This window comes from Methylobacterium aerolatum, assembly GCF_022179085.1.
Classification (GTDB): Bacteria; Pseudomonadota; Alphaproteobacteria; order Rhizobiales; family Beijerinckiaceae; genus Methylobacterium; species Methylobacterium aerolatum.
This window is the reverse complement of the sequence record NZ_BPQE01000004.1, coordinates 46,863-73,174: the sequence shown is the minus strand read 5'-3', so window position 1 is coordinate 73,174 and position 26,312 is coordinate 46,863. Positions and strand designations below refer to the sequence as shown.

General features: G+C 72.3%; 27 protein-coding genes, 1 tRNA gene and 1 pseudogene. 15 read left to right on the top strand and 14 right to left on the bottom strand.

What is annotated here, in order from left to right:
• Positions 1-20: 20 nt before the first annotated feature.
• Positions 21-764, bottom strand: a complete 744-nt coding sequence (gene radC, locus MFF06_RS02820; protein ID WP_238201491.1) for a RadC family protein — start codon at positions 762-764, stop codon at positions 21-23.
• A 13-nt stretch (positions 765-777) separates the two neighbouring features.
• Positions 778-1,605 (bottom strand): type I methionyl aminopeptidase, encoded by an 828-nt coding sequence (gene map / locus MFF06_RS02815; protein WP_238201490.1) that lies wholly within the window; start codon positions 1,603-1,605, stop codon positions 778-780.
• A 237-nt stretch (positions 1,606-1,842) separates the two neighbouring features.
• Here map and MFF06_RS02810 point away from each other — a divergent pair, with 237 nt between their 5' ends.
• From MFF06_RS02810 to MFF06_RS02800, 3 genes are all read left to right on the top strand, one after another.
• Entirely contained in the window at positions 1,843-2,100 is a 258-nt protein-coding gene (locus MFF06_RS02810) for a zinc-finger domain-containing protein (RefSeq protein WP_238201489.1), read from the top strand.
• A 16-nt stretch (positions 2,101-2,116) separates the two neighbouring features.
• Positions 2,117-3,322 (top strand): FAD-dependent monooxygenase, encoded by a 1,206-nt coding sequence (locus MFF06_RS02805; RefSeq protein WP_238201488.1) that lies wholly within the window; start codon positions 2,117-2,119, stop codon positions 3,320-3,322.
• Positions 3,323-3,356: 34 nt separating this feature from the next.
• Positions 3,357-3,443 (top strand) — tRNA-Leu (locus MFF06_RS02800).
• An 86-nt stretch (positions 3,444-3,529) separates the two neighbouring features.
• On the opposite strand, the gene MFF06_RS02795 is transcribed toward MFF06_RS02800, so the two are convergent.
• The 3 genes from MFF06_RS02795 to MFF06_RS02785 form a co-directional block, all read right to left on the bottom strand.
• Positions 3,530-3,925 (bottom strand): hypothetical protein, encoded by a 396-nt coding sequence (locus tag MFF06_RS02795; RefSeq protein ID WP_238201487.1) that lies wholly within the window; start codon positions 3,923-3,925, stop codon positions 3,530-3,532.
• A 141-nt stretch (positions 3,926-4,066) separates the two neighbouring features.
• Entirely contained in the window at positions 4,067-4,768 is a 702-nt protein-coding gene (locus tag MFF06_RS02790) for a YoaK family protein (protein ID WP_238201486.1), read from the bottom strand.
• A 202-nt stretch (positions 4,769-4,970) separates the two neighbouring features.
• Positions 4,971-6,566, bottom strand: a complete 1,596-nt coding sequence (locus MFF06_RS02785) for a gamma-glutamyltransferase family protein (protein WP_238201485.1) — start codon at positions 6,564-6,566, stop codon at positions 4,971-4,973.
• A gap of 160 nt (positions 6,567-6,726) precedes the next feature.
• On the opposite strand from MFF06_RS02785, the gene MFF06_RS02780 reads away from it, so the two are divergent.
• Positions 6,727-7,662 carry a HEPN domain-containing protein gene (locus MFF06_RS02780; RefSeq protein ID WP_238201484.1) on the top strand — a complete coding sequence of 312 codons (936 nt, stop codon included), beginning with the start codon at positions 6,727-6,729 and terminating at the stop codon, positions 7,660-7,662.
• A gap of 559 nt (positions 7,663-8,221) precedes the next feature.
• Here the strand turns inward: MFF06_RS02780 and MFF06_RS02775 are convergent.
• Both MFF06_RS02775 and MFF06_RS02770 read right to left on the bottom strand, forming a co-directional pair.
• A complete protein-coding gene (locus MFF06_RS02775) occupies positions 8,222-8,440 on the bottom strand; it encodes a DUF2093 domain-containing protein (protein WP_238201483.1) in 219 nt (72 codons plus the stop codon).
• Positions 8,441-8,491: 51 nt separating this feature from the next.
• The gene (locus MFF06_RS02770; protein WP_238201482.1) at positions 8,492-9,478 is read right to left on the bottom strand and encodes a bifunctional riboflavin kinase/FAD synthetase; all 987 of its coding nucleotides are present in this window, start codon (positions 9,476-9,478) and stop codon (positions 8,492-8,494) included.
• A gap of 259 nt (positions 9,479-9,737) precedes the next feature.
• Here MFF06_RS02770 and MFF06_RS02765 point away from each other — a divergent pair, with 259 nt between their 5' ends.
• From MFF06_RS02765 to MFF06_RS02755, 3 genes are all read left to right on the top strand, one after another.
• On the top strand, positions 9,738-10,121 hold the full coding sequence (locus MFF06_RS02765) for a response regulator (protein WP_238201481.1): 384 nt from the start codon (positions 9,738-9,740) through the stop codon (positions 10,119-10,121).
• Between the two features lie 92 nt (positions 10,122-10,213).
• The gene (locus MFF06_RS02760) at positions 10,214-10,750 is read left to right on the top strand and encodes a protein phosphatase CheZ (protein ID WP_238201480.1); all 537 of its coding nucleotides are present in this window, start codon (positions 10,214-10,216) and stop codon (positions 10,748-10,750) included.
• Between the two features lie 53 nt (positions 10,751-10,803).
• Positions 10,804-11,586 (top strand): creatininase family protein, encoded by a 783-nt coding sequence (locus MFF06_RS02755; protein WP_238201479.1) that lies wholly within the window; start codon positions 10,804-10,806, stop codon positions 11,584-11,586.
• 23 nt (positions 11,587-11,609) lie between these two features.
• Here MFF06_RS02755 and MFF06_RS02750 read toward each other — a convergent pair whose 3' ends face one another.
• The gene (locus MFF06_RS02750) at positions 11,610-12,419 is read right to left on the bottom strand and encodes a glycosyltransferase family 2 protein (RefSeq protein ID WP_283207238.1); all 810 of its coding nucleotides are present in this window, start codon (positions 12,417-12,419) and stop codon (positions 11,610-11,612) included.
• 479 nt (positions 12,420-12,898) lie between these two features.
• Here MFF06_RS02750 and MFF06_RS02745 point away from each other — a divergent pair, with 479 nt between their 5' ends.
• Both MFF06_RS02745 and MFF06_RS02740 read left to right on the top strand, forming a co-directional pair.
• Positions 12,899-13,456, top strand: a complete 558-nt coding sequence (locus MFF06_RS02745) for a sigma-70 family RNA polymerase sigma factor (protein ID WP_238201477.1) — start codon at positions 12,899-12,901, stop codon at positions 13,454-13,456.
• Complete coding sequence (locus tag MFF06_RS02740) at positions 13,456-14,106, top strand: NrsF family protein (RefSeq protein ID WP_238201476.1); 651 nt, start codon at positions 13,456-13,458, stop codon at positions 14,104-14,106. Before MFF06_RS02745 ends, MFF06_RS02740 begins: the two co-directional genes overlap by 1 nt.
• Before the next feature lie 622 nt (positions 14,107-14,728).
• Here the strand turns inward: MFF06_RS02740 and MFF06_RS02735 are convergent.
• The gene (locus MFF06_RS02735) at positions 14,729-15,241 is read right to left on the bottom strand and encodes a YcgN family cysteine cluster protein (protein ID WP_238201475.1); all 513 of its coding nucleotides are present in this window, start codon (positions 15,239-15,241) and stop codon (positions 14,729-14,731) included.
• Positions 15,242-15,482: 241 nt separating this feature from the next.
• Between MFF06_RS02735 and MFF06_RS02730 the strand changes: the two genes are divergently transcribed.
• From MFF06_RS02730 to MFF06_RS02720, 3 genes are read left to right on the top strand one after another with little or no spacing between them, the layout of a single operon-like run.
• Complete coding sequence (locus MFF06_RS02730) at positions 15,483-17,735, top strand: transglycosylase domain-containing protein (RefSeq protein WP_238201474.1); 2,253 nt, start codon at positions 15,483-15,485, stop codon at positions 17,733-17,735.
• 11 nt (positions 17,736-17,746) lie between these two features.
• Positions 17,747-18,442, top strand: coding sequence for a DUF1214 domain-containing protein (locus MFF06_RS02725; protein ID WP_370876581.1), 696 nt, complete (start codon positions 17,747-17,749; stop codon positions 18,440-18,442).
• On the top strand, positions 18,430-19,029 hold the full coding sequence (locus MFF06_RS02720; RefSeq protein WP_238201690.1) for a DUF1254 domain-containing protein: 600 nt from the start codon (positions 18,430-18,432) through the stop codon (positions 19,027-19,029). The genes MFF06_RS02725 and MFF06_RS02720 overlap by 13 nt, the downstream gene beginning before the upstream one ends.
• A gap of 178 nt (positions 19,030-19,207) precedes the next feature.
• Here MFF06_RS02720 and MFF06_RS02715 read toward each other — a convergent pair whose 3' ends face one another.
• Positions 19,208-20,029: a hypothetical protein gene (locus MFF06_RS02715; RefSeq protein WP_238201472.1), complete on the bottom strand. Its 822-nt coding sequence runs from the start codon at positions 20,027-20,029 to the stop codon at positions 19,208-19,210.
• 110 nt (positions 20,030-20,139) lie between these two features.
• Positions 20,140-20,334, bottom strand: coding sequence for a hypothetical protein (locus MFF06_RS02710; protein ID WP_238201471.1), 195 nt, complete (start codon positions 20,332-20,334; stop codon positions 20,140-20,142).
• A gap of 385 nt (positions 20,335-20,719) precedes the next feature.
• On the opposite strand from MFF06_RS02710, the gene MFF06_RS02705 reads away from it, so the two are divergent.
• Together MFF06_RS02705 and gshB are read left to right on the top strand one after the other, a co-directional pair.
• Positions 20,720-21,004, top strand: coding sequence for a hypothetical protein (locus tag MFF06_RS02705; RefSeq protein ID WP_306421645.1), 285 nt, complete (start codon positions 20,720-20,722; stop codon positions 21,002-21,004).
• A 31-nt stretch (positions 21,005-21,035) separates the two neighbouring features.
• The gene (gshB, locus tag MFF06_RS02700; protein ID WP_238201469.1) at positions 21,036-21,992 is read left to right on the top strand and encodes a glutathione synthase; all 957 of its coding nucleotides are present in this window, start codon (positions 21,036-21,038) and stop codon (positions 21,990-21,992) included.
• A 338-nt stretch (positions 21,993-22,330) separates the two neighbouring features.
• Here the strand turns inward: gshB and lpxK are convergent, their stop codons facing one another.
• Genes lpxK through MFF06_RS02685 form a run of 3 tightly spaced genes read right to left on the bottom strand, consistent with a single transcriptional unit; the run spans position 22,331 to position 25,406 of the window.
• Complete coding sequence (lpxK, locus tag MFF06_RS02695; RefSeq protein ID WP_238201468.1) at positions 22,331-23,296, bottom strand: tetraacyldisaccharide 4'-kinase; 966 nt, start codon at positions 23,294-23,296, stop codon at positions 22,331-22,333.
• Entirely contained in the window at positions 23,296-24,615 is a 1,320-nt protein-coding gene (locus MFF06_RS02690; RefSeq protein WP_238201467.1) for a 3-deoxy-D-manno-octulosonic acid transferase, read from the bottom strand. The genes lpxK and MFF06_RS02690 overlap by 1 nt, the downstream gene beginning before the upstream one ends.
• Complete coding sequence (locus MFF06_RS02685) at positions 24,612-25,406, bottom strand: lysophospholipid acyltransferase family protein (RefSeq protein WP_238201466.1); 795 nt, start codon at positions 25,404-25,406, stop codon at positions 24,612-24,614. Before MFF06_RS02685 ends, MFF06_RS02690 begins: the two co-directional genes overlap by 4 nt.
• 388 nt (positions 25,407-25,794) lie before the next feature.
• Between MFF06_RS02685 and MFF06_RS02680 the strand changes: the two are divergent.
• A pseudogene (locus MFF06_RS02680) lies at positions 25,795-26,289 on the top strand (VIT1/CCC1 transporter family protein); the annotation flags it as partial.
• Positions 26,290-26,312 lie beyond the last annotated feature (23 nt).

The window sequence follows — 26,312 nt, the reverse complement described above, 5'->3', positions numbered from 1 at the left end:
GTTGCCAGGGGGAGGGGGCCTCAGAGCAGCTTGAGACCTTTCAGGCTGGCATGACCGTTACGCCCGAGAATGACGTGATCGTGCACCACGATCCGCAGGGGCGCGAGGGCGGCGACGATCTCGCGGGTCATGGCGATGTCGGCGGAGGAGGGCGCCGGATCGCCGGACGGATGGTTGTGCGCGAGGATGATCGCGGTGGCCGAGAGTTCCAGGGCCCGGCGGGCGACCTCCCGGGGATAGACCGGCGTGTGATCGACGGTGCCCCGGCCCTGCACCTCGTCGGCGATGAGGTGGTTGCGCTTGTCGAGGAAGAGGATGCGGAACTCCTCCCGGGGCGCGAAGGCCATGGTGGCGCGCAGGTAATCCGACAGGGCGCTCCAAGAGGCGATGACATCGCGTTCTCGGAGGTCGCCCCTGGCCAGACGGCGGCCCGCAACCTCCACCAGCTTCAGGTCCGAGACGACCCCCGGGCCGATCCCCTCGATCTCCCGGAGGCGGGCGGGCTCGGCGGCCAGCACCTCGGCGAGGCTGCCGAAGCGGCGGATCAGCGCCTTGGCCAGCGGCTTCACGTCCCGCCGGGGGATCGCCCGGAACAGCAGCAGTTCCAGCACCTCGTAATCCGGCAGGCCCTCGCCGCCGATCTCGGCGAATTTTTCGCGGAGACGGTCGCGGTGGCCGAGATAGTGCGGCTCCTCCTTCGGCAGCGGAGCCTGCACCGCGCCGTCAGAGAACCCCGGCGCGGGGGTGGCGGGCTTGCGGGCCACGGGCGGGGCGGCCTCAGGCGGCCGGGTTGACCGGCTGGTGAAGCCCCTTCGGCGAGGCCGTGAAGATCTCCACGCCCGTCTCGGTGACGGCGACGGTGTGCTCGAACTGCGCGGAGAGGGAGCGGTCGCGGGTCACCGCGGTCCAGCCGTCGCCCAGCACCTTCACCGCCGGGCGGCCGAGGTTGATCATCGGCTCGATGGTGAAGAACTGGCCGGGCTTGAGCGGCACGTCGTAGCTCGCCTCGACGTAGTGCAGGATCGTCGGCGCGTCGTGATAGATCCGGCCGAGGCCGTGGCCGCAGAAGTCGCGCACCACGGAGCACCGCTCCGCTTCCGCGAAGGTCTGGATCGCGCGGCCGATGTCGTTGGTGGAGCCGCCGGGACGCACCGCCGCGATGCCGCGCATCAGGGCCTCGTAGGTGATCTCGCACAGGCGCTGCGCCTTGCGCGGCACCTCCCCGACATAGGCCATGCGGCTCGAATCGCCGTGCCAGCCGTCGAGGATCAGGCAGATGTCGAGGTTGACGATGTCGCCCTCGCGCAGCGGCTTGTCGTTCGGGATGCCGTGGCAGACCACGTGGTTGATCGAGGTGCAGATCGACTTCGGGTACCCGCGATAGAGCAGGGAGGCCGGATAGGCCCCGTGGTCCATGGCGAACTCGTAGGCGAGCTTGTCGAGGGCCTCGGTGGTGACGCCGGGCTGGGTCGCCTCCATCAGGAGGTCGAGGGCCTCGGCCGTGAGGCGGCCCGCCCGGCGCATGCCGGCGAAATCCTCGGGGCCGTGGATCGGCGGCTCGGGCGCGCGACGCGCCTGGGCGCTCGCCTGTTCCTGCTGCATCATCGGGACGTCTTGACGGGTCTGAGGGATCTCGGCCTTTCCGCCTATGTACGGCGCCCGCGTCGGCAGGCCAAGCGGCCTTCCCCGGCGTTTCCCGCGCGAGGCCATGTGCGGTGAGCGGGTATCTCCGGCGGCTCCCCCTTTGCGCTCCCCCTTCGCGCCTCCCCCTTGCGCGTCCGGGGGGCGGGGCGGCATAAGCTGCGGCGGACATGCCCCGCGTCCGGGGCAGGCGAGGTCCGGATGGCTGGCAAGTCGGTACCGCATTTTCACAACGAACCCGGCGTCCCCGCGATTTCCGTGGGCGCGAAGGAGTTCATGTGCATCGGCGCGCTGCCGCCGTTCGACCATCCGCACGTCTTCCTCGACATGGGCGCGGAATCCGAGATCATCTGCCAGTACTGCTCGACGCTCTACCGCTACGCGCCGACGCTGGCGGCGGGCGCGGCCGAGCCGGCCGAGTGCGTCTGGCACGACGACACCCCCGCGGCCGCGGCCTGAGGCGGCGCCAGCAGCCTTGCCCCCCGATTCGGTTCCCCCGGGCCCGTCCCTCACCATCGGGATCGTCGGCGCCGGGATCGGCGGCCTGACGGCGGCCCTGGCCCTCCACGCGGCGGGCCACGCGGTGACGCTGCTGGAGCGGCGGACGGGGTTCAGCGAGGTCGGCGCGGGCATCCAACTCTCGCCGAACGCCAGCCGGGTGCTGGCGGGCCTCGGCCTGTCGGCGCCCCTGCGCCGGGCGGCGAGCGAGCCGCCGGGCGTCGAGGTCCGTGCCCTGGAGACCGGCCGCCGCATCGGCGGCGTGACACTAGGGCAGACGGCGCGGGAGCGGTTCGGCGCCCCCTACTACGTAATCCACCGGGCCGACCTCCAGACCGTGCTCCTCGACGCAGTGCGCGGGCGCCAGGGCATCCGCCTCCTCATGGGGCGCTCCGTCACCGGCCTCGCCGAGGGGCCGGAGCGGGCGACGCTCACCGCCGAGGTCGGCGCGGGCCACCAGGAGATGGGCTTCGACCTCGTGATCGGCGCGGACGGGCTGCGCTCGCACCTGCGCCGCCATCTCGACGAGGCGCCGCTGCGCCCCGGCCGCGCCGCCGCGTGGCGGGCGCTCCTCCCCCGCGAGGCCGTGCCGGAGGCCTTCGCGGGCGAGGCGACGGGCCTCTGGCTCGGGCGGGGGCGGCATGTGGTGCACTATCCCGTCCGGGGCGGGAGCCTGCTCAACGTCGTCGCGATCGTCCCGGAGGCGGTGGGCGACAAGGGCTGGGGCCGCCTCGGTGAGCCGGCGGTGCTGCGCGCGCATTTCCGCGCCTGCGCGGGTCCCCTGCGCGAGTTGCTGAACCTGCCCGATTCCTGGCTGGTCTGGTCCCTCGCCGACCGGCCGGCGGCGCGCCCCCTGGCCCGGGGCCGCCTGGCTCTCCTCGGCGATGCGGGCCATCCCGTCCTGCCCTACCTCGCCCAGGGCGCCGCCCTGGCGATCGAGGATGCCGCCGTGCTCACCCGGTGCCTGTCCGGAGGAGACGACGTGCCCACGGCCCTCGCCACCTATGCGGAGGCGCGGGCGCAGCGCGTCCGCCAAGTCCAGCGGGCCGCCCGCGCGAACGGCCGCACCTACCACGCGGGCGCCCTCGTGGGGCTCGCCCGCAACGCGGTCATGCGCCGCCTCGGTCCGGACGGGATGCGCGAGCGCTACGCCTGGGTCTACGGATGGACGCCCCCGGCTTGATCCCGGCGCCCCGGCCCGCTACCGCTCGCCCGATGCGGACGTGGCGGAACCGGTAGACGCACGAGACTTAAAATCTTGCGGCCGCAAGGCCGTGCGGGTTCGAGTCCCGCCGTCCGCACCATCACCCCGTCCCCGAACGACGACACCACCGCCGGAGCGGTGGTGTGAGGCCGGGCGACAGGAGCGCCCGGATCGTGCCGGCGGGGCTTACCAGCCGCCGTAGCCGTAGCCGTCGGGCCGGTCGCAGTGGCGACGGCCGTAGCCGTAGCCGTAGCCCGCCGGGCGGTAGCCGTAGGAGGGGCCGTCGTCGTAGGTGCGGACGACCCGGCGCGGGCGGTAGGCGGGAACGTACTCCTCCTCGACGACAGGGGCATAGCCGTAGGCGGGACGGCTGTAGCCGTAGCCATAGCCCGCGGGGCGATAGCCGTAGTCCGGGGCGGCGTGGGCGTCGGAGATGGCGGCGCCGAGGAGGGCGCCCGCCGCGAGGCCGCCGATCACGCCCGCCGCGATGGCACCGCCGCCGCGCGCCTGCGCCTGCTGCGGCGCTCCGAAGGTTCCGGCCATGACCAGCGCGGTGGCGGCCAGCGTAGCAAACGTCTTCATGACCCATCCCTCTCGCTCGGCGGAGGCCGGCATCGCGACGATGCCCGGTTCCGTGTTTCCCAGCCGGCCCTGGCCGGGCTGTTGAGGAGAGAATGGCAGGGCGGCGCTGCACCGACCCTGAAGCCCGCTGGCAGCTCCCGTTCAGCTTGTGAGCTGGAGCCGCCGGGCCGAGCTGATGCCGGGCAGGGCCAGCGCCGCGAGCAGCCCGCCCGTCACGATGAGCAGGGCCGTCCCGATCGCCTTGAACGCCACCACGCCCGCGATTCCGCCCGCCAGGAAGGCCGCGGCGGTGACGAGGTGCAGCCGCAGCCGCGCCCGGTCGGCGCCGGGATGCCGGGCGAGGCATTGGACGAGGCCGATGCCGATATCCGTCATGGTCCCGGTCACGTGCGTGGTGCGCACCCGCGCATTGGTGATCTGCGTGACGGTGGCATTCTGCAGGCCGAGGACGAAGCCGAGGCCGAGCGACAGCACCGCCTCCCGCGTCCCCTCGGCCAGCCAGGGCGCCGCGCAGCCGAGCGCCGTCAGCAGCAGGGCCTCCACCAGCACCGCGTAGGCATAGACGCCCCGCAGGCCCTGCCAGCGTCCCACCGCCACGAGCAGGGTCGCCATGGCCGCCCCCGACATGAAGGCGGCGACGAGGAGCAGACCGTAGAGGGCCATCCGCGCCTCGCCGAGGCCGAGATGGTCGGCGAGCGAGGAGACGTTGCCGGTCATGTTCGCGGAATAGGCGCCAAAGGCGTAGAAGCCCGCCGCGTTCAAGGCTCCGGCGATGGCCGCGAAGGTCCAGGCAAGACGTTCGTCGGTCCGGCCGGTGCGCGCGGCGCCTTCGTGGATCAGCATGGCGATTCGGGGGCAGGAACGGGCAACGGTGGACGCCATCATAGCGCCGTCATCACTTAACGGCACCTCACGGATGCCGCGGGCGCCGCCCAAGTCATGCTTTCAAAAGGTCCTAGAACTTTTGCGGGTGCAGGGCAGAGCCCTGCAATTCAAGGTTTCACCGCGACGACCCACCCAAGGGCTCGGCCCTTGGGCAACGCCTCTACAACCCCTCGGCGCCGCCGTCGGAGCGGGGATCGTGCGTGGCGGCGATGCGGCCGTCGCCGGGGTGTCGCACCAGCATCCCCGCGTGGCCCAGCGTGTCGCTGTAGCCGCTGCCCACCGGCTCGATCTCGTGGCCCATCCGCTCCAGCGCGGAGAGGTGGGCCGGGTCGAACCGGTCCTCCACCTTCACGCTCAGCGACGGCGCCCCCCAGGTGCGGCCGTAGAGCAGGCGCGGGGCATCGACGGCGTCGGCCACCGACATCCCGTAATCGGCATAGCGCGCGAAGATCTGCGCCTGGAATTGCGGCTGGCCGTCGCCGCCCATCGAGCCGTAGGCCATCACCCGGCCGTCGTCGAAGGTGGCGAGCGCGGGAATGAGCGTGTGGAACGGCCGCCGGCCCGGCTCCAGGGGGTTCACGGCGGCGGGGTCGAGGGAGAAGGACACGCCCCGGTTGAGCCACGCGAGGCCCGTCCGGGGCAGCACCGTGCCGGAGCCGTATTCCCAGTAGACCGACTGGATGAAAGAGACGGCGAGGCCGTCCTTGTCGATCGCCCCCATCCACACCGTGTCGCCGGTATGGGAGACGACGGGGATCGAGGCCGCCCGCGCCAAGTCGATCCGCGCGGCCTCGGCGGCGAGGCGCTGCGAATCGAGGAAGGCGGCGGGGTCGTGCCGCAGGCGGGAGAAATCGGTCACCACCCGGTCGCGGATGGCGAAGGCGCGCTTCGTCGCCTCGATCATCCCGTGGTAGTGGGCCGCCGATTCCGCCTCGGCGATGGTCAGCCGGTCGAACATGCCGAGGATCAGCAGGGCGGCCAGCCCCTGGGTCGGCGGCGGGAAGTTGTAGAGCGTCGCGGCGCGGCGGCGCAGGGTCAGCGGTGCGCGCTCGGCGGGACGGTAGGCTTCGAGGTCCGCGCGGGAGACCGGGGCGCCGAGCCGTTCGAGGTCGGCGCCGATCTCGCGGCCGATATCGCCCCGGTAGAAGTCGTCGAGCCCGGCATGGGCGAGGTGCTCCAGCGTCTGCGCGAGGGCCGGCAGGCGGCGGGTTTCACCGGCCGCGAAGGGCTGGCCGTCCTTCAGGAAGGTCGCGGCGAAGTTCGGCGCGTCGTGCAGGGTGTCGCCGGCCTGCGGCGCGTAGCGCGCCTCGCTCGCGGAGACCGGCACGCCGTCGCGGGCTTGGCCGATGGCGTCGGCCAGCAGCGTCGCGAGGGGAAGGCGCCCGCCGAGCGCCTGCGAGAGGGCGAGCGCCAGCTCCCACCCGCCGACGGTCCCGGCCACCGTCACCATCGCCTCCGGCCCGCGCGGAGGAATCGCGTCGTAGCCCTTCTCCCGGTAGCGGGCGATGGTGGCCGCGCGGCCCGCCGGTCCGCAGGCCTCGATGCCGCGCACGCGTCCGTTGCGCTCCCGCACGAGCCAGAAGCCGTCGCCGCCGAGCCCGTTCATGTGCGGGTAGACGACGGCGATGGAGGCGGCCATCGCCACCATCGCCTCGATGGCGTTGCCGCCTTGCGCGAGGACGGTCTGGCCCGCCCTGGCCGCGAGGCTGTGGGGCGCGGCGACGGCGGCGGAGGAGAAGATCGGGGTCTCGGGCATGGCTGTTCCGATGGGTGCTCCGGCGGCGGTCATCCCGCGAATAGGCGAGGGCGGCCCGCGACGCAAAGCCCGTTCCGGGCCTCGCCCTCCCGACCTCCGGCCCGCGCCTCGCCAGGATGGGGCGTGTCGGCTACTGAGCGCTCGTCTCCGTGGCAACCCGATGATTCTCGACGACCGCCTCGCCCACCTGCCGCTCCGCAAGCGCCGGGACCTCGCCCGCACGGTGGCGATCCTGTTCGAGGAGTTCGACGCGTTCCAGAAGGGAAAACTGTCCGACCGCAAGCGGCGCGGGCGCATCGTCCGGGTGGTGCTCTACGGTTCGCACGCCCGCGGCGGCTGGGTGGAGGACCGGGCCTCCGGCTATTTTTCCGATTACGACCTGCTCGTCGTCGTGAACCACGACGATCTGGTCGATGAGATCGATCTGTGGGACCCGGTGCGGGACCGCTTCGTCCAGAGCGAGATGCTCAAGTCGTTCCACACCGCATCGGTGAGCCTGATCGTCCACAGCCACGCGGACGTGAACGACCAGATGGCCCGGGGGCGGCCGTTCTTCACGGACATCTTCCGGGACGGCATCACCCTCTACGAGGCGTCGGGCTTTCCGCTCGCCGAGCCGGGGGCGCTCACCCCGGAGACGCGCCGAGATGAGGCGTGGCTCCACTACGAGACGTGGTTTGACGATGCCGCAAGACGATTTCGAGCGGCTCGCTTTCTCATGGATCAGGGTTCGAACCGACAGGCCGCTTTCGACTTGCATCAGGTCACGGAAGGCTTGTTTCACTGCACGCTGCTTGTCCTGACGCTCTACAGCCCGAAGCTTCACGCCCTCCGCCGACTGCGCCCCATTGCCGAGGGCGTCGATCGGCGGCTGGTGGAGGCATGGCCGCGCAACACGCGGCTCAGCCGCCGCCGCTTCAACCTGCTGCACGATGCCTACGTGAAGGCGCGCTACTCGCGCCACTATCGCATCACGACCGAAGAACTGGACTGGCTGGCCGAACGCATCGGCGTGTTGCAGCGGATCGTGCAGGAGGTCTGCCTGGAGCGCCTCGGCCTCCGGCCCACACCGGAGCCGGGCGACAAGCGGGATTAGGGCGGTTTCGATCAAACTTGGATCAGGTGGCGCGATGCGCTCTCCTCCCCCTTGTGGGGAGCAGTGGGAGGTGGGGGTGGTGCCGCATCACGCGCGGCGGTGCCACCTGCGCCACCCCACCCCTTCCCCTCCCCAGAAGGGAAGGGAGCCTGCGCATTCCGCTGAACCGCTGCGATCCAGGTCGAACCGAAAACGCTTGAGACGATTCGTTGTCCGCGAAGGCTTGCCGGAGAGCCCCTCCATCCCTTCAACCCCCTCATCCTGAGGTGCGGCGAAGCCGCCTCGAAGGAGGGCTCCGGTGAGCGCGGTGCAGTCTGGAGCCCTCCTTCGAGGGCTCCGCTACGCTCCGGCACCCCAGGATGAGGTCGAGGGTGGGAGCAATTCTGCAACGATCGCCATCGCAGCCGCATCCCAAGCGTCTGGCCGGATCAGCCATGCCGGCGCCGCCTTCCCTCCGCGTCCTTGCGAGTGAAGCGAAGCAATCCAGGGCAGCGGGCCGGTTCCGACCGTGGCGCATCCCTGAATCGCTTCGGCTCGCGCTCGCAAGGACGGTGAACGGTTACGGCCGCCCGGTTTCCTTCAGCCGCTGCAGGATGGCCTCCGGCGAGGCGTAGGCCTCCTGCCGGGTGGCGCTCCAGTAGCGCAGCTCGTCCAGGGGGATCGCCTCGCCGGTCACCGCGCAGCGCACGAAGCTGCCGGGCTTGACGACCCGCATGGTGCCGTCCCCGTAGGCCACGACGGCCTCGCCCGTGTTTCCCCGCTCCAACCGGCCCAGCACTTCACGCCTCCGACGCTGTCTCGCGGCCTCTTCTATACCGGTTCCGATGCCTCAGGCGAGGACGGAGGGAACCGTGTCGGCGGCGAGCATCCGCCGGGCCTCCGCCGAGTCGATGTCCATCCGGGCGATCAGCGCCTCCGCACTGTCGAAGCGCTCCTCGCCCCGGATGTAGCCGACGAACTCCACAGCGAGTTCCTGCCCGTAGAGGTCGCCCGCGAAGTCGAACAGGTGGACCTCCAGGAGCGGCGCGCCGTCGTCGAAGGTCGGGCGGCGGCCGTAGCTCGCCACGCCGTCCCTCACCGTTCCGTCGGGCAGGCGGACGCGAACGGCGTAGATGCCGTGGGCGAGGTCGCAATCCGGCAGGGCGAGGTTGGCGGTGGGGTAGCCCAGGGTCCGCCCGCGCTTGTCGCCGTGGCGCACCGCCGCCATCACCACCCAGCGGTAGCCGAGCAGCGCGTTGGCGCGGGCCACGTCGCCCCCGGCCAGGGCCGCCCGGATCTTGCTGGAGGACACCGCCTCGTCCTCGCCGGGCAGGGCCACGGGCGCCACGAGGCGGCAGGTGAGCCCGGCCTCGGCGCACAGCGCCTCGAGCACGGCGGGCGTCCCCTCCCGCGCCCGGCCGAAATGGAAATCGTGCCCCACCACGACGCCGGACAGGCCGAGATCGTCCCGCAGCAGGCCCTGCACGAAGGCCCGCGCGCCCGTCGCGGCGAGGGTGGCGTCGAATCGCCGGACGATCAGCCCGTCGAGGCCGCTGCGGGCGAAGAGCACCTCCTTCGCCCGGGGGCCGGTGAGGCGGAACATCGGCGCGTCGGGCCGGAAGAAGGCGCGCGGGTGCGGCTCGAAGGTCAGGGCCACGGCGGGCCTGGCGCGGGCGCGGGCCTCGTCGCGCACGGCGTCCACGAGGGCGCGGTGGCCCCGGTGAACCCCGTCGAAGTTGCCGATTGCCGCCACGGCGCCGCGCAGGGCCGCCGGCACGGGCTCGTCGGCGCGACACAGGAGGAAGGGCCGCGCGGCCGTCTCGTTGCCAGGGGACATCGACTCAGAGGGGGGACATCGGAGCGGGATCGGTCCTGCCGGCGCCCCGGCCCGCAGGGGCTGCCGGGGACCGGACCCCGCGGACCCTGCCGAAACGGACCCGGCGGGTCAAGCGAGGCATGGACGACCCGCTTAACCCCTTTGCAACGCAGTTCCCGCTACGGTTGTCAAAGGTTCCGTGCGGCCCCGCCGCCGGCGACGGACAGTCCAACGCCCCGGGTGCGACGCGCCCCGGTTTCTATTTCGGAGCATTTCGTCCATGGCTCTCGACCTGAGCATGCCGATCCTCGTCGTCGACGACTACCAGACGATGGTCCGCATCATCCGCAACCTGCTCAAGCAGCTCGGCTTCGAGGAGGTCGACGACGCCTCCGACGGCACGGCCGCCCTCGCCCGGATGAAGGGCCGCAAGTACGGCCTCGTGATCTCGGACTGGAACATGGAGCCGATGACCGGCTACGAGTTGCTGCGCCATGTCCGCGCCGACGAGGGCCTGCGCACGACGCCGTTCATCATGGTCACCGCCGAGTCGAAGACCGAGAACGTCATCGCCGCCAAGAAGGCCGGTGTGAACAACTACATCGTCAAGCCCTTCAACGCGGCGACGCTGAAGTCGAAGATCGAGGCCGTCTGCGGCAGCTGACCGGACCGGTGCGCAAGCCCGGGGCGCGCTCCGGAACGCGCCTCCGGGCGCCCGCGCCCTTTCGTGACGATCCGGCACGGTGAGGTGACAGAATGGCCAAGGCGCAGCGGAAGGACCGGTCCGAGGTCCAGGATTTCGAGTCCGCGACGATCGTCTCGGAACTGATGCAGATCGCCGACTACATCACCAGCATGCGCGAGGAGATTGCGGCCCTGCGGCCCAACGAGATGAGCCGCGACCGCATCCCCATGGCGCACGAGGAGCTCAGCAGCGTCCTCCAGGCGACGGCGGGCGCCACCGACCGCATCATGGCCGCCGCCGAGGCGCTGCTGCTCCTGCCCGAGGGCCCCGCCGGGCGGCCGGGCTTGGACGAGCACGTCAACACGATCTTCGAGGCCTGCGCGTTCCAGGACATCACCGGCCAGCGGATCTCGAAGGTGGTCGATGCCCTCCAGAGCTTCGAGAAGCGCCTGGACCGGTTCATCGGCGCGGTGCGGGCGCGGGACGCGATCAGCTCCGATCCCGTGGAGCGCGCCCGGCAGGAACGCGCCGAAACGCTGCTGCTCAACGGCCCGCAGGACGCCGCGATCGCCACCAGCCAGGACGACATCGACGCGCTGTTCGCGTAGAACCACCCCCCGCGACCGGCCGACGCCGTCGCGCAGCGTGGGAAGGGCGCGGGATGGGCGCACGCAACTGGGGCGACCTCACCACCGGGGACCTCGCCGGAGCCGAGCTCAGCCGGGCCGTGGCCGTCCTGCCGGTGGCGGCGACGGAGCAGCACGGGCCACACCTGCCCCTCTCCACCGACACGGTCATCGCGCAGGGCTACCTCGACCGGGTCGCCGCCCTGACGCCGCGCGACCTCGACGTGCTCGTCCTGCCGGTCCAGACCGTGGGCAAGTCCGACGAGCACGACACCTTCGCCGGCACCCTCAGCCTCACCGCCGCGACGGCGCTGGCGGCCTGGACCGAGATCGGCGCCGGCATCGCCCGGAGCGGGTGCCGCCGCCTCGTCGTCGTCAGCAGCCACGGCGGCAACTCCGCCCTCATCGACCTCGTCGCGGGCGAGTTGCGCGGGCGGTTCGGGATGGTGGCGGTCACGACCTCCTGGGCGCGGCTCGGCGTCCCGGCCGGGCTCTTCCCGCCGGAGGAGATCGCCCACGGCATCCATGCGGGCGGGATCGAGACGGCGTTGATGCTCGCCCTGCGCCCGGACCTCGTGCGGCGCGAGGCCGTGGCGGATTTCCCCTCGCGGGGACGGGAGATCGCCCGGGATCACGCCGTGCTGCGCACCGGGCGCCCCGCCGCCCTCGCCTGGAAGACCGAAGACCTGAACATCACGGGTGCCCTCGGCGATGCCCGCCTCGGCACCGCCGCCGCCGGCCACGCCCTCCTCGACCACGGGGCGAGGGTGTTCGTCGACCTGCTCGGCGAGGTCAGCCGGTTCGACCTTCAGGTCTGAGGGCCGACCGTCGCGGCCGCCTCTCACCCCGACCACGTGACCCGCACCTCCGTCGCCCCGGGCTCCGCGCGGACGAAGGGGCTCAACAGCTTGAGCCGCTGCATGATCTTGACGGTCACGCTCTCCGCCTTCGGCAGGTCGGCCTCGATCCCCGGCGGGAGGATGTCGAACAGGCAGGCGCGGATGAGCTTCAGGGCGGCGCAATCCGGCCGGATCCGGTAGAGCACGCCGGGCTCGGTGAAGAGCGTGCCGACCCGGCAGGTGCGCACGACGGCCTGGAACAGGGCGACGTCCTCGCCGCCGTGGCGCCGGAAGAGGTCGTCCTCCGGGAAGCCGCCCGCCGCCGCGACCACCGCGCGGCGGACGACGACGTTGCTCGGCACCGTGAAGGCCACCCGCGTCCAGGCGTCCCCGAATCCCGGATGGGAGGCGAGCGCCGGATCGAGCCCCAGGGGCTTCAGGGCGAGTCGGACCAGGGCGAGGTCGGCCAGCCCGTCGAGGGCGGCCACCGCCACGGTCAGCGCCTGCGGCTCGTACAGGTCGTCGGCATCGAGGAAAGCCACGAGGTCGCTCTCCGCGAGGGCGAGTCCGACGTTGCGCGCATAGGCCGGGCCGCCGTTCACCGCGAGCCGCACGAGCACCACCCGTCCGGGCGCCCGCCCGGCGAGGGACTCGACGATGGCGGCGGTCCCGTCGCGGGAGGCGTCGTCGATCACCAGGACGCGGGCGCATTCGGGGCAGGCGAGGGCGCTCTCCACGCTCCGCGCCACGGTGGCCGCCGCATCGTGGGCCGGCATGATCACGTCCACACGGCCGGGCCCGTTCGCGCGCATGAGTTCGCCCCGCAGAAGCGACACTCATGTCAAATGTTCCGCCGAGAGGAAAGCCGTTCTGCCGCGAGAAATACGACGGGACCAGGCATATTGATCGAGATATACAATCGACGGTTTGACTTGTACCGATAGTTCAACGGACGGGCGTATGTTCGCCGGACGCGCCATGTCCGGCCGCCGGGGCGTGTAACCGCGTCCGTCCGGTCGGCGAAAGACGGAGCGAGGGGCAGGTCCGGCCCCGGAGCCAGCCCGCCCATGCGACCGATCTCGTTCGCCCCTCGCGATCCCTCTCGTTTCAGCCGGGCGGCCCTGCGTGGCGGGATTCCCGCCGCCGCAACGAAGGCGTGAGCGCCATGGCCGTCGCCTTCGGTGCCCTGGCCGGAGCCGGGCTCTCCCTCGGGGGCGGACCCCGCCCCCTGGCCGCCGGGCGGTCGGCTGGACTAGACAGGGCGGCTGGAGAGACGCGGACCGGTAGCGCGATGGCACGCGAGCGCGACTTGGGGAGCCTGATGGACGCGGCCCAGCGGGGCGACGCGGCGGCCTACCGCGCCCTGCTCCAGGCGTGCCTACCCCTCGTGGCGGGCATCGCCCGCGCCCAGGGCGTCCGGGGCGAGGCGGTGGACGACGTGGTCCAGGACACGCTGATGACCGTGCACGCCGCCCGGGCGAGCTACGACCCGGCGCGGCCCTTCCTGCCCTGGCTCGCGGCCATCACCCGGCGGCGGGCGATCGACCGCCTGCGCCGGGCCGGCCGGCGCCCGCAGGAGGTGCACGATCCCCTGGCCTTCGAGGCGGAGGTCGATCCCGGCCCCGGGCCCGGCGCTGCCCTGGAGACGCGGGAGCGGGGCGCGGCCCTCGCCCGCGCCGTGGCGGCCCTGCCCGAGGGACAGCGTCAGGCCGTGGAGCATCTCGGCCTGCGGGAGCTCTCCCTCGACGAGACCGCCGCCCTGACCGGCCGGACCAAGGGCGCCCTCAAGGTCAATCTGCACCGGGCGCTCAAGGCCCTGCGCACCAGCCTCGGACAGGAGAAGGAGTGATGGTGGCCCGGCACGACAGGCTCGTCGAGGACCTCGCCGGGCGTCTGGAGCCGGTGCGGCGCCTGCCGCGCCCCGGCCTGCGCACGGCCCTGTGGCTCGCGGCGGTCGCCGGGATCGGCGCCCTCCTGGCCTCCCGCCTCGCGATGATCGGCCTCGACGGCCGGATCGAGCGACTCGATCTCGCCCTGGCGGCGCTGGGGGCGGTCCTCACCGCCGTCACCGCCGCCTACGCGGCCTTCGCGACGAGCGTACCGGGACGGTCGCCCTCCTGGGCGCTGCTGCCGCTGCCGTTCCTGGCCCTGTGGCTCGGCGCGAGCGGCCCCGGATGCCTGCGGTCCTTGGTGGCGCCGGTCGCGGACCTTCCCGCCGAGCACGAAGGCGTCGGCTGCCTCGGCTTCCTCGTCTGCGTCTCGATCCCGCTGTCGCTCCTGATCGTCGCGATGCTGCGCCGGGCCTGTCCGCTGCGGCCGAACCTCACGGCGGCGCTCGCCGGTCTCGCGGTCGCCGCCGCCGCGGCCGCCCTCCTGATGCCCTTCCATCCGGACGAGTCGACCGTCGCGGATCTGCTCGTCCATCTGGGCGTGATCGGCGGGGTGATCGGCCTGAACGGCCTCGCCGGCGGGCGCCTGCTGTCGCGCGCACCGGGGTGACGCCCGCATCGTCCTTGCGGGCGCAGCGAACCAATCCAGGGATCCATCACCTCCTGAAAGTCAGCCGAGAAGCCCGTTCGCCCCCTCAGACTCCCTCATCCTGAGTGTCTGGCCGGAAAGTCGTCGCTCCCTCCGTCATTGCGAGCGCAGCGAAGCAATCCAGGGCAACGGGCCATGTCCGAACGTGGGGCATCCCTGGATTGCTTCGCTGCACTCGCAAAGACGAGGAGGGCTTCATAGGCCGCCAGGACCCTTCCGGCCGGGCTCTGGAGTGCGGCGAAGCCGCCTCGACCGAGGGCTCCCGAAGGCTCTGCGGTCCCTGGAGCCCTCCTTCGAGGCCTCCGCTGCGCTCCGGCACCTCAGGACGAGGGCGCGACGAGGGAGGACGGCCGAATTTTCGGCGAGACTCTCAGGATGAGGGCGAGAGTGGATAATGCCGGCTTCCCGGCGCGACTCCGAGGCGTCCTGCTGCCAGAGGTTGCTTCGCTGCGCTCGCAGAGACGGCGGTGAGAGGCGGCAGGCTTTCCTATGCCTCGGGCGGCAAGCCTTCCTATGCCTCGGGCGGCAAGCCTTCCTATGCCTCGGGCGGCAGGCTTTTTTATGCCTCGGGCGGCAGGTTTTTTTATGCCTCGGGCGGCAGGCCTGGCCACTCCACGATCCGGTCGAGGTATTCCTCCTCGGTGAACTCCTCCTCGTTGCCGGAGAGGCGTCCGCGCACCGAGATGCCCGCCTCGTGGACGCTCGCGGCGCGGCCCGAGACGAGGGGATGCCACGGATAGAGCGGCGCCCCGTCGCGGATCAGGCGGTAGGCGCAGGTCGGCGGCAGCCAGGGAATCGTGCGGACCGCCTCCGGCGTGAGGCGGACGCAATCCGGCACCTTCTTCTGCCGCCGGGGATAGTCGCGGCAGCGGCAGCCGTACCCGTCGAGCAGGGTGCAGCCGATATCGGTGTGGTGGACCTCGCCCGTGTCCTCGTCCTCGAGCTTGATCAGGCAGCAGCGGCCGCAGCCGTCGCACAGGCTCTCCCATTCCTCGGGGGACATCTCCTCAAGGGATTTGGTCCGCCAGAAGGGCTTGTCCGCGACGCCGGGATGTTTCGCCGCGGGGCCGCCGGAATGGCGCGGGGAGTGTGACATGGGCCCGCCCCGTCTGCCCGAGGCGCCGGCCGGAGGCAAGCGTCGCGGCAAAGGACGACGCCACGGCAGGGGGAGGCCGCCACGGCGGCGGCGTTTACCCTGTGTTAGGATATCGGGTGCCGCCGGGCGGCTATACCGGGCAGTCTGCGTTGGAGCAGGAGGGCCTGCCGCCTCGCCGCTGCCGCACATTCCTGCTACTACCACGGGAGCCGAGAGGGCGCCCGAAGACCGGATCAGAGACGTGCGCCTGCCGAACTTCACCACGATCAAGACCCGCCTCGAACGCGCCGCCCTGGCCTTCGATGCCTGGGTCAACGCGTCCCTGTACGACAGCGGCCGATCGACGGGGGAGGCCTACGAGCGGTTCCAGCGGTTCATGGCCCGTTTCGCCGTGCGCGGCTGGAAGCGCGTCGCCCTCGACCTCACCAGCGAGGCGGCGACGATCGGCACCGTCGGCCTCGTCGGCCTGCTCGCCCTGGCGCAATCCGCATTCCAGCTCACCAGCGACAATTGGCTGAAGCAGCAGGACCTCGCGATCACCTTCCTCGACCGCTACGGCACTGAGGTCGGACGCCGCGGCATCAAGCACGACGATTCCCTGTCGCTGGACCAGTTCCCCGACATCATGATCAAGGCGCTGATCTCCACGGAGGACCGGCGCTTCTACGAGCATTACGGCATCGATCCGATCGGCACCGCCCGCGCGCTGGTCAACAACTCGCGGGGCGGCGGCAACACGCAGGGCGGCTCCTCCATCACCCAGCAGCTCGCCAAGAACCTCTTCCTGACGAACGAGCGCTCGCTGGAGCGCAAGGTCAACGAGGCGTTCCTGGCCTTCTGGCTGGAGAGCCACCTCACCAAGAACGAGATCCTCAAGCTCTACCTCGACCGCGCCTATATGGGCGGCGGCACCTTCGGCGCCGTGGCGGCGGCGGATTATTATTTCGGCAAGCCGCTCAAGGACATCAGCCTCGCGGAGGCCGCGATGCTGGCGGGCCTGTTCAAGGCGCCGACGAAATACGCGCCGCACGTCAACCTGCCCGCCGCCCGCGCCCGAGCGGCGGACGTGCTGCACAACATGGTGGAGGCGGGCTTCGTCACGGAGGGGCAGATCCAGACGGCGTTGCGCAACCCGGCGACCCCCGTCACCCGCACCCGCGACATCACCGCCGACTACTACCTCGACTGGGCCTTCGGCCAAGTGAAGGCCATGGCCGATGCCGGCAAGCTCCGGGGCGACCGGGTGCTCACCGTGAAGACCCCCCTCGACCTCGCGGTGCAGAAGCGCGCCGACGAGGTGGTGGCCGACATCCTGCGCAAGTCCGGCGACGTCTCGGACGTGGACGAGGCGGCCGTGGTCATCCTCGATCCCGACGGGGCGCTGCGCGCCATGGTCGGCGGCGCCGACTACGGCGAGAGCCAGTTCAACCGCGCGACCGACGCCCTGCGCCAGCCGGGTTCGTCGTTCAAGCCCTACGTCTACGCGGCGGCCCTCGCCTCGGGGCAGTTCAAGCCGGACACCACGGTGGTCGACAGCCCCGTCTGCATCGGCAACTGGTGCCCGCAGAACTACGGCCGCTCCTATTCCGGGCGCCAGCCGATGTGGCTCGCCGTGGCGAAATCGGTGAACACGATCCCGATCAAGATCTCCATCCAGCTCGGCAAGGCGATGGGCATCAGCCACGAGGCCAAGGCCGCCAAGGCGGGCCGGGCGAAGATCATCGCCATGGCGCACAGCATGGGCATCACCACGCCCCTCGTCGACACGGTGTCGCTGCCGATCGGCTCCGACGAGGTGACGGTTCTCGATCAGGCGGCGGGCTACGCCGTGTTCGCCAACGGCGGCTTCAAGGCCAAGCCCTACGCGGCCACCGAGATCCGCAACTCCTCCGGCGAGGTCATCTACCGCCATGCCGACGAGGCGCCGGAGCGGGTGCTCTCGCCGCAGGTCGTGGCGGACATGAACTACATGCTCAACAAGGTGGTGGAGGAGGGCACCGGCCGCCGGGCGCAGCTCGAGGGCATCAAGGTGGCCGGCAAGTCGGGCACCACGAACGCCTACCGCGACGCGTGGTTCGTCGGCTACACCGGCAACTACGTCGCCGCCGTCTGGTACGGCAACGACGACCACACCTCGACCAACAAGCTCACCGGTGGTTCCCTGCCGGCCCAGACCTGGCACGACGTGATGGAGCCGGCCCACCAGGGCATCGAGATCAAGGGCCTGCCCGGCCTGAAGGAGAGCCCGAAGGCCGCGGCCCAGGCCGCCGCCGGCGGCGTCATCGCACCGACGGACCCCAATGCCAGCGCCTTCGGCAAGATCTCCCGCCGGTCCTTCGAGGTCATCGGCGGGCTGAACGGCCTGTTCAAGGCCGCCGAGCGTCCGCGTCCCGCCGGGACGGGCGGCGCGGGCGGCGACCGGGCCTCCGCCGTCCCCGCGCGGGAAGTGGCCGAGGGCGCCCGCGCGGTCGGCGGCCGGATCGGCACGCCGTGAGGGCAGCGGAGATGAAGGCCGCCTTCACCGGCTCCACGGGGGCCGCCGCGGCGCCGGACACGGCTGTGCGCAAGCCCCGCGACGGCGGCCTCGCCCGGCGGGCGGCCCGGCTCCTGCGACGGGGCGGCAGGCCCGTGCTCGTCCTCTACACCCTGGCCCTCGGCGGCGGCCTCGGCCTCGTGAGCGCCGACTGGGCGACCCGGGGCGGCTACCCCTTCGGCGGCGTGCGCATCGGCGCCTGGATTGCATGGCCGCGTGCGGGGGCGACCAACGCCGACCCCTACACCCGCGCCGTCAACGCGCGTCGGGGCGAGATCCCCCTCGCGGTGGGCGAGGGCCTGCTCCTCACCGCCGCCGAGGACGATGCGGGCCGCACCCTGGACGCCACCTGCACCTATGCCGTCGCCGGGGCGGTACCCCCGGCCCGCGCCTGGACGCTCACCGTCGCGGGGCGGGGCGCGCGCGATCCGGACCGCCCCCTGATGCGGGAAGGTTTCACCTCCACCGAGATCCTGCGCCGCCCCGACGGGCGGTTCGAGATCGTCCTCGCTCCCACGGCCGAGCCCGGCAACTGGCTGCCGGCGCCCCGGGCGCAGGGGCCGATGCGCCTTGCGCTTCGGCTCTACGACACCCCCGCCGCCGCGAGCATCGCCTCCATCGACCGGGGCTCCGTCCCGACGATCACCCGCCGGGACTGCGCGCCGTGAGCCTGCGCCTGCTCTACGCCACCCTCACGGGGCTCGTCCTGGCCGGGATCGTCCATATCGCTGCGGTCATGGCGATCCCACGCCTCGCGGAGGCCGACGCCGTCTCGCGGACCCAGGCCAGCGAGAGCCTCGATCATCCGCAGCCGATCTACACCCTCTCCACGGGCGAGGTGCCGTCCCCGCCGGAGGCGTGGCTGCCGATCCCCGATCCGGCGGTCGCCGTCGGCGTCTGCGCCTACGACCTGTCCGACGGGCCGATGCGCGTCTCGTCCCGGACGAGCGCGCTCCCGCTGTCGCTCGCCGCGCACGGGCGCCACGGCGCCTTCTACGCCGTCACCGATCAGGCGGCGGTGCGCGGGGCGCTCGACCTCGTGATCATGACCCGCGCCCAGTTCGACCAAGCGCTGGCCGACGACGACGAGAACGAGCCGAGCCGGGACGTGCGCATCGTGGCTCCGGACGTCCGGGGCTTCGTTGTCGCCCGCGTCATCGCGGGGCTGCCGAGCCAGCGCCCCGGTGCCAACGAGGCGGTGCGGGCGATCTCCTGCACCACCGACGCACCCGCCGACGAAACCGGACGGAAGTAGCGACCGCTCCGGCGTGTCCCGTCGAACCCGGATCGGATGGCACGAGGCGCGCTTTCGTCTTGGGCGAGCGCAGCGGGCGCGACCCAGGGCAGCGGGACCTGACCGCACTTGGCGGATCCCTGGATTGCTTCGCTCGCAAAGACGGCCAGCAGTCGATCCGGATCAACCCGAAAACGCTCTAATCCTTCGTCACCAGGGGCGTCTTCACCACGGCCACGGGAGCGGGCGCGGGGACGAAGCCGCAGCGCGTCGCCGCATCGGGGGGCAGCAGCGGGTCGAAGAGGGGGCGGCGCCCGGCGAGCATCGCCAGCGCCCGCTCCGCCTCCGCCGCGGCCGGATCGGGCGCCTCCGCGAACAGGTGCTCCAGGGCGTAGCGGTAGCCCTCCAGGCGGCGTCCCGCCTCCAGCCGGACCCAGGCCACGAGGCAGCGGTTCTCGGCCACGCGCATGGCGGCCTCGCGGATGTCGTCGTCCTTGAGCGTGCGGGCGAAGGGCAGGCTGCGCAGGCGTCGGGCATCGGCGTCGGCGACCCGCGCCGCAAGGGCCGTGAAGGGCGGGACCAAGCGGGCATCGGCCACCGCGTCGTCCGTCAGGCGGCGGTAGCGCGACACCGGGGAGCGGAAGCCCTCGTCGAGGAGCGCGTCGTGATAGCGGGCCGGGTCCTCGCTGCGCCAGGAGGGGGGAAGCACCCGGGCGCGGGTGAGGTTGGCCAGGATGTCGAGGAAGGCCTCGCGGGTGTCGGCCGGCATCAGGAAGCGCCACGCCCGGCTGCGCAGGTCCTGCTCGTCGTCGGTGAAGGGCGCATCCGCTGAGGGCTCGCCGCGTTCGCGGGCGACGACGGCGCCGGTGGCGTCGATGAGACTGTTCCAGGCCCCGGCCTTGGGCCGCCCGAAATCCCCTTGCTGCGCACAGGCGCCGAGGATGACGCTCGCGGCGGCGGCCAGGAGCAACGGACGGGACCGCCGACGAACCGGCGCGAAGCGGCTGGGAACGCGGGGCATGGCATATCCGGACGGCCGGCTCGCGCGGGCGGGCTGCGCGGCGGGAGGAAGGCAGAGGGCGGTGGCACGCCCCCTCGACCGCGGGCGACGGGCGGCGCCGCCGGGCGCGATCAGGAGGCGAGGCGCTCGTAGCGCACGCCCAGGAACAGCACGATCTCACCGCGCGACTCGCCGGTGGCCGGAGCCCGGCGGGCGGGACGGGCGGCGTGCGTCGGCAGGGCGACGACCACGCCCGACGGCCGCGCCGGCATGTCGGCCTGGGAGGGATGGATCTTTCGGCGTTCGGTGTGGGGGTCGCGGTGCATGTTCGGGCTCCTGTCGGCGGTCCGGGCGGTTTGCCCAGGCCCAGGCAAGGGCGTCGGCAAGGGGGAAAGGCGGCTGTGCTGACCGGGAGATCAGCACGGCATGGTTAACAGATCATTGCCCCGGATCGTCGGGCGGCGCCGGAGTTGGCGCGGGCCTTGCTTGGCGCCTTGGGCCCATGGCGGGCGTTTCCTCCCTATAGACTTGGCCCTGCCCGAAATCGGGCGGGGCCATTTTCCGTCCGGCCGCCGGCAGAGGCGCCTGCGGGCTTTTTGCAACGCCGATCACATGCGCGACCGTGACGCTTGCCACGCACCGGCACGGACCGATATGCCCGGCGGCGTGGGATGGGCCGCCATCCCCACGCTGATTGCTGAGGAAGGCTGGATGCGACTGGCTTCGGACCAAACCCTTCGTTCGCCGCGGGCCCTGCTCGCCGCGCTGACGCTCCTGTCGCTGACGGCCGGACCTGCCTTCGCCCAGCGCGAGGACCAGGGCCTTCAACTCGGCTGCGCCGACGACTACTTCCGCCTCTGCATCGGCGTGGACCCGAACAGCCCCGAGGCGGACCGCTGCATGACGCGCAATCGCGCGAACTTGTCGCAGAAATGCCGCGCGGCGATCGGCGACTACGACCGGCGCACCGGCGGCAAGTCCCTCCCGAACAACTGAGGGCGCACCTCCTCATCCCGGGACCGCCGCCATGAGCCTCACCGTCGCTGTCCAGATGGACCCGATCCAGACCATCCGGATCGCGGGCGACACCACCTTCGCCCTCCTTCTGGAGGCGCAGCGGCGGGGTCATCGGCTGTGGCACTACACGCCCGACCGGCTCTCGATGCAGGGCCGCCGTGTGACGGCCCGGGCCGAGGCGCTCACCGTGCGGGACGTGCAGGGCGACCACTTCACCCTCGGGGCGCCGGAGCGGATCGACCTCGGCGCCTGCGACGCCGTGCTGATGCGCCAGGATCCGCCCTTCGACATGGCCTACATCACGGCCACGCACATGCTGGAGCGGATCCACCCGCAGACGCTCGTGGTCAACGATCCCGTGCAGGTGCGCAACGCCCCCGAGAAGCTGTTCGTCCTCGACTTCCCCGAGCTGATGCCGCCGACGTTGATCAGCCGCGACAAGGCGGAGATCGAGGCGTTCCGCCTGGAGCACGGGACCGTGGCGATGAAGCCGCTGCACGGCCATGGCGGCGCGGCGGTGTTCAAGGTCACGGAGAAGGACCCGAATTTCGGTTCGATGGTCGACCTCTTCGCCACGACCTTCAAGGAAGCCTGGGTGGTCCAGCGCTACCTCGAGCGGGTGACCGAGGGCGACAAGCGCATCATCCTCGTGGACGGCGTGCCGATGGGCGCGGTGAACCGCGTCCCGGCGGCGAACGACATCCGCTCGAACATGGTGCGCGGCGGCGCGGCCTCGGCCTCCGAACTCACCGAGCGCGAACGCGAGATCTGCGCGACGATCGGGCCGGAGCTGGCCCGGCGGGGACTGATCCTCGTCGGCATCGACGTGATCGACGGACATCTCACCGAGATCAACGTCACCTCGCCCACCGGCATCCGCGCCATCGAGCGCCTCGGCGGCCCCAACCTCGCCGTCGCCGTCTGGGACGCCATCGAGGCCAAGATCGCCGCCAGGCGGCCGGGCTGAGAGTCGCCATCCTCGGAGCCTCTCCGAAAAGCCGGCTATTCCCACGCCCGCCCTCATCCTGAGGCGCCGGAGCGCAGCGGAGGCCCTGTAGGAGCCCTCCTCCGAGACGCCTTCGGCGCACCTCAGTGTCCGGCCGGAAAGGTCTTCACCCCCTCCGTCATTGCGAGCACAGCGAAGCAATCCAGGGCGACGGGCCGATTCTCAACGTGGCGCATCCCTGGATTGCTTCGCTCCGCTCGCAAAGACGCGGAGGGCTTCATGGGACGCCAGGACCACGACGGCCAGACACTCGGGATGAGGACGTCAGTGGGAGCGATGTCGGTCTTCCACTCGGCCGTTCAGCCCAGCACGCCGCGCACCTGCGCGGCCAGCGCCTCCGGCCGCGCGAGGACGAGGCGCACCGGCAGGGCGACCGCGAACCCCGGCGGCAGGCGGACCGCGTCCTTCTCCGTCGTGACCAGCGTGGCGCCGAGGCGGTCGGCCTCGCGCCGGAGCGCGGCGAGGTCGGCCTCCCGGAAGGGGTGATGGTCGGGGAAGGCGCGGGTGCCCGCGAGTCGGGCGCCGGTCTCGCGCAGGGTGTCGAAGAACTTGCCGGGACGGCCGATCCCGGCGAAGGCGAGGACCCGCCGCCCGGCGAATCCGCCACCGTCCGGCACGAGGCGACCGCGGTGGACGGGCAGCCCCCGCCCGGCGGCCTCCGCCGCCACCCGTTCGCCCGGTTCGCCCTCACCGATCAGGATCACCCCCGCCACGTGCGGCCATTGCCGGTGCGCGGGCGCCCGCAGGGGCCCGGCCGGGACGACGCGCCCGTTGCCGTGGCCCGCTCCCCCATCCACCACGGCGAGGGCGAGGTTCTTGGCGAGGCTCGGATTCTGCAACCCGTCGTCCATGACGATCACATCGGCGCCCGCCTCCCGGCAGAGGGCCGCGCCGGCGGGCCTGTCGCGGGAGACGACGACCGGCCCGTCGCGGGCGAGCAGCAAGGGCTCGTCGCCGACCGCGTCGGCCCCGTGCCGACCGGGCTCGACCCGCACCGGCCCCCGGAGCCGTCCCCCGTAACCCCGGCTCAGGAACGCCGGGCGCAGGCCCCCCTCCCGGAGGAGCGCGGCGACAGCCCGCGCGGCCGGGGTCTTGCCCGCGCCGCCGAGGGTGAAGTTGCCGAGGCAGATCACGGGACAGGGCGCGGCGAGGCCGGGCCGATCCATCCGCCGGGCGGTCAGGGCGCCGTAGAAGCCGGCGACGGGCGCGAGCGCGCGGGCGGCGGGGTGCTCCGGCCCGGCGGACCAGAAGGCCGGCTCCCGCATCAGGCCCGGCCGCGGGTGGCGGCGTTGAGTCCGAGGAGCTTCATCTGCGCGACGAAGGGATCGAGGACCGCGAGGGTTCGGCCCACCGCCCCCTCGAAGGGCGCCAGGGCCTCCTGGCCGATCCGCGCCATCCGGGCCAGTTGGCGCCGGTCGGCGAGGAGCTGGCCGACGAGATCGGTCAGTTCGCCGCCATTGGCGACCACCGAGGCCCCGCCGGCCCGGTCGAGGGCGGCGTAGACCTGCGTGAAGTTGCCCGTATGGGGACCGTGCAGGATCGCGGAGTCGAGGCGGACGGGCTCGATCGGGTTCTGGCCGCCCCGGGGAACGAGGGAGCCCCCGAGGAAGACGAGGGGGCTGAGCCGGTAGAACAGGCCGAGTTCGCCGATCGTGTCGGCGACGTAGACGTCGACGTTCGGCAGGGGGCGGGCCCCCGCGGAGCGGCGGGCGCAGCGCAGGCCCACCGCCTCGGCGCACGCCATCGCCTCGCCGCCGCGCCGGGGATGCCGGGGGGCGATCACGGTGAGAAGATTCGGAAACCGCGCCTTCAGGGAGGCGTGGGCATGGGCGACGGCGGCGTCCTCCCCGGGATGGGTGCTCGCCGCCACCCAGACGGGACGGTCGGCCATCATCCCGCCGAGGTAGTTCAGCTGCTGCGGGTCGGCCGGCGGCACCGGCGCGTCGTATTTGAGATTGCCGGTCACGGAGACCCGGGGCGCCCCGAGCTTGGCGAAGCGGGCGCCGTCCTCCTCGGTTTGGGCAAGGCAGACGGCGAAGCGCGACAGGAGCGCCGCCGCCGTGCCCCGCGCCCGCTCCCAGCCGCGGAAGGACCGGTCCGACATCCGCGCGTTCACGAGGATCAGGGGGATGTCGAGCCTGTCGAGCGTCAGGATCGTGTTGGGCCAGATCTCCGATTCGGCCACCAGGGCGATGTCCGGCTGCCAATGCTCGAGGAAGCGCTCGATCCAGCGGGGCGCGTCGAGGGGGACGTACTGATGCACGGCGCCCGGGGGCAGGCGAGCGCCGATCAGGTCGGCGGCGCTGCGGGTGCCCGTCGTCACCAGCACCGAGTAGCCCCGGGCGATCATGCCCTCCACCAGGGCCACGAGGGAGAGGACCTCGCCGACGCTCGCCCCGTGCATCCACACCAGGGGGCCGACCGGGCGCGCCCGGCCGGGGATGCCCCGGCGCTCGGCGACCCGGCGCGGGTCCTCCTTGCCGCGATAGGCCCGCCACGCGAGGAGACCGGCCACGGCGGGCTCACCGATCCGCAGGCCCGTCCGGTAGGCGTGGAGGGCGACGGTCAGGGGAGGGCGCCTCACGCCGTGCCCTCCACGATGGCGGGGGGCGGCGCGGCCACGCCCCGGCTGTAGTAGGCGGCCCGGTCCGGGCGCCCGACGAGGGTGTAGGCACGGGCATGGACCCGGTCCATCTCCGCTTCCAGGAGGCGGCGCAGCGCCTCGAACGCCTCGCCCTCGCAGTCGCGGGGGACGAGGATGGGTCGGCCCAGCACGATGGCGCCCCGGCCGAAGGGCAGGGCGAGGCAGGCCCGGTCCCACGAGTTGAACCGCAGGTGGCGGCTCGTCACCACGGCCGCGGGCAGGATCGGTCGGCCGGAGAACCGCGCCAGCGTGAGGATGCCGGCATCGCAGCGACGCGTCACCTTCGGCACGTCCGCGCTGAAGGCCACCGTCTCGCCCGCCTTGAGCGCCCTCAACATCGCCCGCAGGCCCTCGGCGCCGCCCTTGGCGCGGGCATCCGCCGCCCGGCGGCGGCCCCGGGCGCCCGACGCCCGCATCACCCGCACGCCCAGGCGCTCCAGGGCGATGGTGTTGATGTCGCCATCCGGGTTCCGGGAGATGATCGTCGCCACCCGGTCGGTGGGGCGGGCCATCATCGGCATCTGGATATGCTGGCCGTGCCACATGCCGGTGATCGCCGGGAGGTGTCCGTCCAGCCAGCGCCAGGGATCGGAGGCCCCGGCCGAGACGCCGTCGCCCACCTCGATCGTGAACCGGTTCGTCGCTCGCACGAGGCGCAGATAGCCCGCCGCGAGGCGGCCCAGGGCCTGTTTCACGACCGGCCGTCGCAGGAAACGCTTCAGAACACTCATCGCTGTCCGTCGCTTGCGAGCGGCGGTCTAACGCCTTGGGGCGGAGGCGGACAAGCGCGTCGGGCGCAGATCGCTCATCGCGCGGGCCGGGGCTGTATCCCGGCACCCGGGCTCACCGGAGAACGACGCACCGCCGTCCTCGCGAGCGACAGCGAAGCGCTCCAGGGACACGCCACGTCTGCAGATGTCCCGCCAGGTCCGCGATGAAAGCAGGGGCCGGATGCGATGTCGCCGGGCGCGCCCTCCAGTCGGCGGCGGCTTCGAAATCGCCCTCCCGGCCTCACGAATCACTTGTTTAGATCAATTCCAAAGTCTAAGTTGGAATCGTTCCAAACAGGAGGCGCGAATGTCGGCGGTTCTGGATCAGGCGGAGATGGCGCTCGCCGAGGCGCGGCGGGATTTCGTGTTGCGCTACGTGCAGCCGGGCTTGGCCGGGCTGATCGACGGCTCGGTCTCGACCCTGGCGCCGATCTTCGCCGCCGCCTTCGCCACCGGCCACAACCACGCGACCTTCCTCGTCGGGCTCGCCGCCTCGGTGGGGGCGGGCATCAGCATGGGCTTCACGGAGGCCCTGTCGGACGACGGCAGCGTCACCGGGCGCGGCAGCCCGATGGTGCGGGGCCTCGTCTGCGGAGTGATGACGGCGGTGGGCGGGCTCGGCCACACGTTGCCCTACGCGATCCCCGACACCCTGCCCGCCGGCTGGCCGGATCCGTTCCTGCTGGCCACGACGCTCGCCATCCTCGTCGTGGTGGTGGAGCTGGCGCTCATCGCCGGCATCCGCACCCGCTACATGGCGACGCCCTTCTGGCGGGCGGCGCTGCAGGTGATGCTGGGCGGCGTGCTGGTCCTCGTCACAGGCATCCTGATCGGCAGCGCTTGACGGGCGCGCGCCGCGCCGCGATG